We start from the raw sequence: 8,262 nt of genomic DNA, 5'->3' as shown, positions 1-8,262 counted from the left end.
TCCTCACCCCCAGCCTCGCTCCCGCGCTGCGGGTCTTGCGGTGGCCTCCACGTCTGTCTCAGAAATACGCTAGGAGGCACGGGGTTGAAACCCGTCCCTACCAACGCGATGAAAGACAGAGCTGCGGGGGGCGCCCGCACCCCCAGCCCCGCTCCTGGGCTGCGGGCCTTGCGGTGGCCTCCACGTCTGTCTCAGAAATACACTAGGAGGGACGGGTTTGGAACCCGTCCCTACCAACGCGATGAAAGACAGAGCTGCGGGCCGCCCGCACCCCCAGCCCCGCTCCCGTGCTGCGGGAGCGGGGCTGGGGGGAAGGTGAGGGGGCTGGGGGGAAGGTGAGGGCCACCAGGCGTGCTCGCAGCACCGACACTGCCACTGTTTCCCTGACCATGATGGAAGTGTCATGGTCAAGACTCATCAAAAGCCCAGGTTTCTGAATCAAGCTCTCAGACGTCGCACTGTCGAGACCAGACGTGGTAACACCTCGCCAGCCTTGCCATGAATGGTAAACAGTGGTGGGCGAGCCGCAGTGGTTTGTTCAAGATTGAGGATCAGAACGGTTGCCCCTCTGGATAGGGCGATCCGGGGGAGAGAAGCTGCCGGTTCAACAACGCCTGACGTACCAATTGAAAAGAAGACATCGCAATCGAGCGTCGCAGTGTAAGCAGCCTCTAACGCAGCGACTGGCAGATATTCACCGAACCAGACGACATCGGGACGCAACAAAGCGCCACAATCGGGACATTGGGGCAGCTCTTCATCGTAATCCCAAGTTGTATGCACGGTACCGTCGGCCATGCAGCGCGCACGATGAAGACTACCGTGTAATTCGATCACATCTTGACTACCGGCACGCTGGTGCAAACCATCAATATTCTGCGTGATGAGAGTCAACTTTGGCACCATCTTCGCCAGATCGACCAGGGCATAATGAGCCGGATTGGGCTGAGCAGCACAGGCTTTGATCCGTCGCTCGGCGTACCAGCGCCAGACCAATCCTGGATTGCGGGCAAAGCCCGCCGGTGAAGCCAGTTCTTCCGGATCAAACTGCGACCAGAGACCGGTTTGGGCATCGCGGAACGTAGGAATACCACTTTCCGCCGAGATACCTGCACCGGTCAAGACTGTCACGTGCTGCGCGGCATGCAGATGGTGCGCTAGAGCAGTGATAACCTCATCAAGATCGCTCATACCTCATCTCCGCCCAATTTACGACGGTTTAAATACCAGATCAAAGCGGCATGCACGTTGCGGCGAGAAGCTGACGTGCCAGACACCGCAGGTTGGCGCCGGGTTGCCACCGGGGTAAACATGGGAACGGAGATCGATCTGATCATGGCTTAGTTCGAGCAGAAATGCACGAATTGGTGAGCCATGCGTAATGATAGCAACCCGCTGATACGGCGAATCGAACAGACTGGCTAGCACCTCGCGCACCCGCGCCCGCACCTGCTCAAATGTCTCCCCCGGTGCATGTTCCTGTACTAGTGTGGTAAATGAGACCGGTAATCCAAGGGCATCGACTAGCACCTCTGCCGTTTGGGTCGTGCGGGCAAATGGCGAGACTAGAAGTTGCTCTACCCCTTTATCGGCCAGAAATGCTGCTACCTGACGCGCCTCGGCCCGACCACGTTCAGACAAATCAGGTCCTGGCGGAAGCTGGTACGGAATAGACGGATTGTGCATTGGTTGCCCATGACGAATAAGAAAAAGATCGGAAAGCACTGAATTTCCTTACATCTTGATGTAGCAGTAGTGTTTAGGTATTATCATGAATAGTGTACCATAGAAGATTGACGGGCTGAACTGCAACATATACAATTGATGCGGCGTCGCATCGACAGCAGATAGTAGTTTCTGTGTAGAATCACCGATCAACAAAGGATACATCAATGCGGCTGATCCTCTATCTTGGTAAAGGCGGCGTCGGCAAAACTACTACCTCGGCAGCAACAGCAGTACGGGCAGCCGAATTAGGCTATCGCACCCTGGTTGTCAGTACCGATGTAGCGCATAGTCTGGCCGATGCACTTGACACTCCATTAGGTTCATTACCTACGCAGATTGGCGAACGTTTGTGGGGGCAGGAGATCAATGTGCTCGATGAGGTACGCCAGCATTGGGGTGAACTACGGGTGTACCTGAGTAACCTGCTCCGCCGCCGGGGGGTTGATGAAGTGGCAGCCGAAGAGCTCGCTATTATCCCCGGCATGGAAGAAGTGGTAAGTCTGCTCCACATTCGACGACAGGCGCGTGAAGGCAATTTCGATGTTGTGATTGTTGATGCTGCCCCCACCGGTGAAACGGTGCGTTTGCTAACAATGCCCGAAACTTTTCTGTGGTACGCAGCGCGCGTGATGGATTGGGAACCGACCACGCTTAAAGTGGCGCGACCGTTGGTCAAGCAATTGGTACCGGCAACCGATGTGTTTTCTAAACTCGAACGACTGACCAAGGGTGTAGAAGCGCTACGAGCGACATTGACCGATCCCCAAATCAGTTCTTACCGGCTGGTGGTCAATCCTGAACGGATGGTGATCAAAGAGGCGCAACGGGCTTCAACCTATCTGGCCTTATTTGGCTATCCGGTTGATGGGGTCGTGCTCAATCGGGTGTTACCGGTCGATAAGGTGGAAGGGGCTTTTATGCAGGAATTAGCCCGCATTCAGCAGGGTTATCGTCAGATGGTCTACGACCTCTTCCGGCCCTTGCCGATCTGGGAAAGCCCCTACTATGCCCGTGATCTCGCCGGCATAAAAGATTTGTCGATAGTTGGTCAGCAATTGTTCGGTGATGATGATCCGGTCAAAGTTCATTTTATCGGGAAGACGCAAGAGATTGTGAAGCAAGGCGATGAGTATGTGTTGCGCCTGCCATTACCGCACGTCGAGATTGGAAAAGTATCAATGACCAAACGCGGCGATGAGTTGTTTATTGAAATCGGAAACTTCCGCCGTGATATGCTGCTACCGACTACCCTGGCCGAGCGTCCGGCACGGCGTGCGTACTTCCGCAACGGCGTCCTTGAAGTCTTCTTTGGCCCACCAGAAACACTGTCGTTACAGACCGATGCGTCTGATGAGAAAGAGGAATCGACTTCTCCATGACGACCGAACAACAGATTGCGATTCTTGGGGTACCAATTGATCTAGGGGCAGGACGACGCGGCGTTGATATGGGACCGAGCGCGATCCGCTACGCCGGTCTGAGCCGTCGTCTTGGTGAATTAGGCTACCGGGTGGTCGATTGTGGTAATCTGGCGACACCGATGGTCGAAACCTCACCACTACCACCACCCAATACACGTTTGCGCTACCTTGAACCGATTGCTGAGATGTGTGCACACCTGGCGCAGCAGGTAGCCGATATTGTTCAACAGGGAATGCTCCCCCTGATTTTAGGCGGCGATCACAGTCTGTCAATAGGTTCGGCAAGTGGGAGTGCGCGCCATCGTCGCCTTGGCCTGATCTGGATCGATGCCCACGCTGATTTCAATGACGAACATACTACGCCAAGTGGGAATATCCACGGGATGCCGCTGGCGGTCTTAACCGGGCGCGGTCATTCGTCGCTGATCACGCTGGCCGGTCGGGTACCGGCTTTCGATCCGACACGAGTGGTGTTGATCGGGGTACGCGATCTCGATCCGCTTGAACGAGAAGCACTGCGTGCTTCGCCAATCACTGTCTTTACCATGCACGAGATCGACCGCTGTGGGATGGCAACCGTCATGGAAAAAGCCTTGACGATCGCTACCGCTGATACTGCGGGATTTCACCTGAGTTTTGATCTTGATGTTGTTGATCCACGCGAAGCACCAGGTGTAGGTACGCCGGTGAACAGCGGCATTTCGGCGCGCGAGGCACATCTGGCGATGGAGCTAATCGCCGAGAGTGGTGCGTTGCGCAGTCTTGATGTGGTGGAAGTGAATCCAATTCTTGATGAACGTAATGCAACGGCACAATTGGCGGTTGATCTGGTGTTGTCGGCTTTGGGCAAGCGAATTTTGTAAGTGCGAGACACTCATCACAAAAGGTTACCCGATCTTTAATTTGCGCTTGACGGGTGCATCATCCTTCCTTCATCCATCGCAGTTATGCTTTAATGGGAATGTTGAAAGAAGGAGCATAACCTGTGACAGCTTCATTCAGCGCAGCCGATCTACACATTCATACTACGGCTAGTGACGGCGCCGCCTCTCCTGAGGCGGTGTTGTCATATGTAGCAACACATACCGACTTGCGCATTATTGCAATCACCGATCACAATACTCTGGCAGGAGCATTGGAGGCGCGCCGCCTGGCGCCGCACTACGGTATTGAGGTGATCGTCGGTTGTGAAATCTCGACCCAGATCGGGCACGTGCTGGCGTTGTTTATCGAACACCCTATCCCGGCGGGTCTCAGCCTTACCGAAACAGTCATTCATGTGCGTGAGCAAAACGGTATGGTGTTTGCTGCCCACCCATTCGGTGCACTGGTACCATCGGTTGGACGTCAACACCTGCTGGGGCCGGAACGTAACGACATCGATTGGAATATCCTCGACGGGATTGAGGTCTTTAACGCCAGTCTCTGGAATCCGCTTAACAATCAGCGTGCTCTCCAGAAAGCTCAGGAGTATGGTCTGACCCAGCTTGGCGGCAGCGATGCGCATCATCTTGCCACGATTGGCTTGGGCCGCACCCTGTTCGCCGGTCATACTGTTGATCACTTACGACAGGCATTACAGCGCGGCGAAACGGTCGCGGTCGGTCAGTATTGGGGCTGGCGCGGGATTGCCGGTGCAGTAAGTGCCCGTATGCAGCGCTGGAGCAGATGGCAGACTGCTCCAGCACGATAAGTCAACCATTGCGCTGGACAAGGGCATTTCAACGATCTTTACTATCCTGGCAGTTGGTGATGGCGGAGGGAGGAGACAAAATAGTTTCCCAAGCCCATTGCAGACGCAACCCACAATGTACATAGCACCGACACTGTCTGAGTCACCGATCAATGAATGCTCAGAATGCTCAGACCAGCGCTAACCCTCACTGTGCAACAGGCGCTCGATCACCGTTGGGCCAAGTGCAGCGGCAACGTGATCGGCCAATCGGTCGAAAGGATCAACCTTCGGTGTATTGATTAATGTCGGTTTCCAGCCCAACTGACGTAACCATCCGCGACGGAAATCGTCGTTGGCAAAGATACCGTGCAGATAGCAACCCCATATCCGTCCATCGGGACTCAGGCAGCCATCCTCGGCAGTGGTTGGATCAGCGCCGCGCTGCACAATCTGTAGCAGAGGTTGAGCGGTTCTCAAGCGATAGCTCTGACCCATGTGAATTTCGTAGCCGCTGACAGGGGTGCGACCAGCCCAGGCGACGTGTGGGTATGCAATGGTGCGTGTAGTTTGTTTGTGGGTGCTGAACGTCGTTTCAATAGGGAGCAAGCCCAACCCGGCCTCTTCACCACCATCGCCTTCGACGGCCAACGGATCGCTGATGCGTTGGCCCAATAGTTGATAACCACCACAAATACCGACAATCGCGCCCGAAAATTGGTGTAACGCAGCATCAAAACCGTGTTCGCGCAGCCAACGACGAGCCGCCAGCGTGTGCTTTGTGCCGGGGAGAATCACCGCTGCTACGCCGCTCAGTTCTGTAGGGTGCTCGATATAACGTACCGTCACGCCGGCCTCTCGAACGAGCGGATCAAAGTCGTCGAAGTTGGCAATGCCTGGCAAGCGAATGACCGCAATAGTCAAGCCTTGAGACGGTCTATCTTGCATGTGCTCAAGAGCAACAGCATCCTCTTCGGGTAAGCCGATGTCTTCTAGCCACGGCACAACTCCCAACACCGGCAAGCCACTGCGCTCTTGTAAGATAGTGATGCCATCGGCGAACAATGACGGATCGCCGCGAAACCGATTGACGATCAGACCGGTAATGAGTGAGCGCTCGTCAGGTTCAAGGAGCATCAGGGTTCCCAAGAGTTGAGCAAAAATACCGCCGCGATCAATATCGCCGACAAGTACGGTACGGGCCTGAGCGTAGTGGGCCACGCGCATATTGACAATATCACCCGCTTTAAGATTGAGTTCGACCGGACTACCGGCGCCTTCGGCAATGACAAGATCGTAAGTAGCACGCAGGTGGTCGAGATTGCGCGTGACTACCGACCAGAGCTGGGCTTTGCGTTGCCAGAAATCGCTAGCGGTGAGTGTATGCCAGGGCCGACCCTCAACGATGATCTGGCTGCGACGTTGCCCCTCTGGTTTGATGAGGATTGGATTCATCGCTACATCAGGTTCTATACCGGCAGCAGCAGCCTGTACTGCTGTACTGCGGGCTATCTCTTTCCCATCCGCGGTGACAGCCGCATTGTTGCTCATGTTTTGGGCTTTGAAGGGCGCAACACGCAAGCCGCGACGATAGGCTAGTCGGCAAAGTGCAGTCACTAGAGTGCTTTTGCCAACAGATGAAGCAGTACCGACAACCATCAAGACAGGTGCTGGCATAGGGTTATCCTCTTGTTGTTGATAAGGTTTGCAGGGAAAGATGACCCCCTCGTTGCGCTATCCTCATTTAGACAGTATCTCGCGCCAAGCGGCCAGAAGCCGTGCATTGTCGCCTGGTCGGCGCGGGGCAACTCGTACCCATTCTGGCAAACCAAACGATGTGCAGTCTCGTACCACACACCCGCGCCTAAGCAATTGGTGCCGAACTACCCCCGCATGCGTACAGTTAACGAGCATGAAGGGCAGGTCTGCCCGCCAGACAGTCAGACCGATCTGACGCAGATTTTGAGCAAGCTCATCGCTGACGGCCCAGAGTTGCGGTATGGTTGCAGGCAAAAATGTGGTATCGGCAAGCATCGCCAGCGCTGCCGCCTGAGCCGCGCTGTTAACACTCCACGCCGGTTGGTAGTGCGCGATAGCGGTTACTGTTTTGGGGTCGGCGATCAGATAACCGATGCGGAGACCGGCAACGGCATAGCTTTTAGTAAGCGAGTAGATACGGATCAGGTGCGGTACGCTGATATGGTCAAGCGGATCATGAGGAGTGGCGTTGTGTTTGAGCGTCAGATACGCCCGATCAAGGATGAGACGTCCCCCGACAGCCACACAGGCCTGCGCCAGTTCACCGATCATATCAGATGAGAGATCAATGCCGGTAGGATTATTGGGAACGCAGAGCCAGCACAGACGAGGACGGAGCCGTTCGATGGTAGTGAATAAGTCGGGGAGATCGGGATGAAATCCTGTTGCAATCGTACTCTGTTGCTCGACAACCTGCATACCGGCCAGTCGTGACGCATGCGCGTACTCGCCATATGTCGGCCCGACAACCAACGCAGTAGCACCAGCTTCACCAAGGGCGCGGGCAACGAGATGGATCAGCTCGTTGGCACCATTTCCGACCAGGATGGCGTTGGTAGCACAATGGTGAAGCGCGGCCAACTGTGTGCGCAAACGAAGACAACTTCGGTCAGGATACGGTGCCGGATTAAGGCTCCGCAGCGCCTGCAAGACCGAGTCGGGTGGGCCGAAAGGGTTGATATTGCTGCTGAAGTCGACCAATTGACCGGCACTCAACCCTAAACGAGCCAGTTCAGTTTCATCGAGTGCGCCGTGCACTACTGGACTGTACGATTCCATGCTGCCTCCAGGGTACGCAATTCTACCGCAATACCGCAGGTCACCAGATAGACTTCTTGCGCCGCTGCCGCAACCTGTTGATTGACCCATCCCAACAGATCGCGATACCGTCTGCCGAGTGGGTAGGCCGGTACGATACCCATTCCCACCTCATTGGTGACGGCAATCAATGTGAGATTGCGACTATCTACAGTTGCCAGCAATGATGCGATTTCGTGATGAATTGCCGGTTCTGGTGCTGACTCATTGGCAAGTAAAAGATTACTGACCAGGAGTGAGAGACAGTCGAGTAGTACGACTGTACCGACCGGCAGATCGGCGAGCGCGGCGGCGACAGCAGTCGGTGCTTCAATGGTGTGCCAGGTTGTTGGCCGTCGAGCACGGTGATTGATGATGCGCTCGCGCATTTCGTCGTCGTCGGGCGTGGCAGTCGCTAGGTAGATAACATGCTCGCTGAGGCGAGCTGCGTAGCGTTCGGCACAGCGACTTTTACCGCTGCGAGTGCCGCCGGTGAAGAGGATGATGTTCTTCATAGGCGATGACCTTTCTGGATGATGAAACAGGCGATAGCACGGAGGTTGCAGACACACGCAAACAGGTGTTTTGAACGAGGCGAGATTCCTC

The 8,262-nt window shown here is 55.4% G+C and carries 8 protein-coding genes; 3 read left to right on the top strand and 5 right to left on the bottom strand.

What is annotated here, in order from left to right; all coding sequences use genetic code 11:
• Positions 1-438: 438 nt before the first annotated feature.
• Both JE47_RS0104330 and JE47_RS0104325 read right to left on the bottom strand, forming a co-directional pair.
• Positions 439-1,191 (bottom strand): SIR2 family NAD-dependent protein deacylase, encoded by a 753-nt coding sequence (locus JE47_RS0104330; protein WP_031458567.1) that lies wholly within the window; start codon positions 1,189-1,191, stop codon positions 439-441.
• Between the two features lie 18 nt (positions 1,192-1,209).
• Positions 1,210-1,725, bottom strand: a complete 516-nt coding sequence (locus tag JE47_RS0104325; protein ID WP_031458566.1) for a histidine phosphatase family protein — start codon at positions 1,723-1,725, stop codon at positions 1,210-1,212.
• A 167-nt stretch (positions 1,726-1,892) separates the two neighbouring features.
• Between JE47_RS0104325 and JE47_RS0104315 the strand changes: the two genes are divergently transcribed.
• The 3 genes from JE47_RS0104315 (at position 1,893) to JE47_RS0104305 (ending at position 4,842) form a co-directional block, all read left to right on the top strand.
• A complete protein-coding gene (locus JE47_RS0104315; RefSeq protein WP_031458565.1) occupies positions 1,893-3,107 on the top strand; it encodes an ArsA family ATPase in 1,215 nt (404 codons plus the stop codon).
• The gene (gene rocF / locus JE47_RS0104310) at positions 3,104-4,012 is read left to right on the top strand and encodes an arginase (protein ID WP_031458564.1); all 909 of its coding nucleotides are present in this window, start codon (positions 3,104-3,106) and stop codon (positions 4,010-4,012) included. Before JE47_RS0104315 ends, rocF begins: the two co-directional genes overlap by 4 nt.
• A 122-nt stretch (positions 4,013-4,134) precedes the next feature.
• Positions 4,135-4,842 carry a PHP domain-containing protein gene (locus tag JE47_RS0104305; RefSeq protein ID WP_031458563.1) on the top strand — a complete coding sequence of 236 codons (708 nt, stop codon included), beginning with the start codon at positions 4,135-4,137 and terminating at the stop codon, positions 4,840-4,842.
• 180 nt (positions 4,843-5,022) lie between these two features.
• Here the strand turns inward: JE47_RS0104305 and JE47_RS0104300 are convergent, their stop codons facing one another.
• From JE47_RS0104300 to cobU, 3 genes are all read right to left on the bottom strand, one after another.
• A complete protein-coding gene (locus JE47_RS0104300) occupies positions 5,023-6,498 on the bottom strand; it encodes a cobyric acid synthase (RefSeq protein ID WP_031458562.1) in 1,476 nt (491 codons plus the stop codon).
• A 63-nt stretch (positions 6,499-6,561) separates the two neighbouring features.
• A complete protein-coding gene (locus JE47_RS0104295; RefSeq protein ID WP_031458561.1) occupies positions 6,562-7,638 on the bottom strand; it encodes a pyridoxal phosphate-dependent aminotransferase in 1,077 nt (358 codons plus the stop codon).
• Positions 7,617-8,171: a bifunctional adenosylcobinamide kinase/adenosylcobinamide-phosphate guanylyltransferase gene (gene cobU, locus JE47_RS0104290; RefSeq protein WP_031458560.1), complete on the bottom strand. Its 555-nt coding sequence runs from the start codon at positions 8,169-8,171 to the stop codon at positions 7,617-7,619. Before cobU ends, JE47_RS0104295 begins: the two co-directional genes overlap by 22 nt.
• Between the last annotated feature and the right edge of the window lie 91 nt (positions 8,172-8,262).

The sequence above is a fragment of the Chloroflexus sp. MS-G genome (assembly GCF_000735195.1).
GTDB lineage: Bacteria > Chloroflexota > Chloroflexia > Chloroflexales > Chloroflexaceae > Chloroflexus.
Note: the sequence above shows the minus strand (reverse complement) of the source record. Positions and strands in the feature narration are given on the sequence as shown.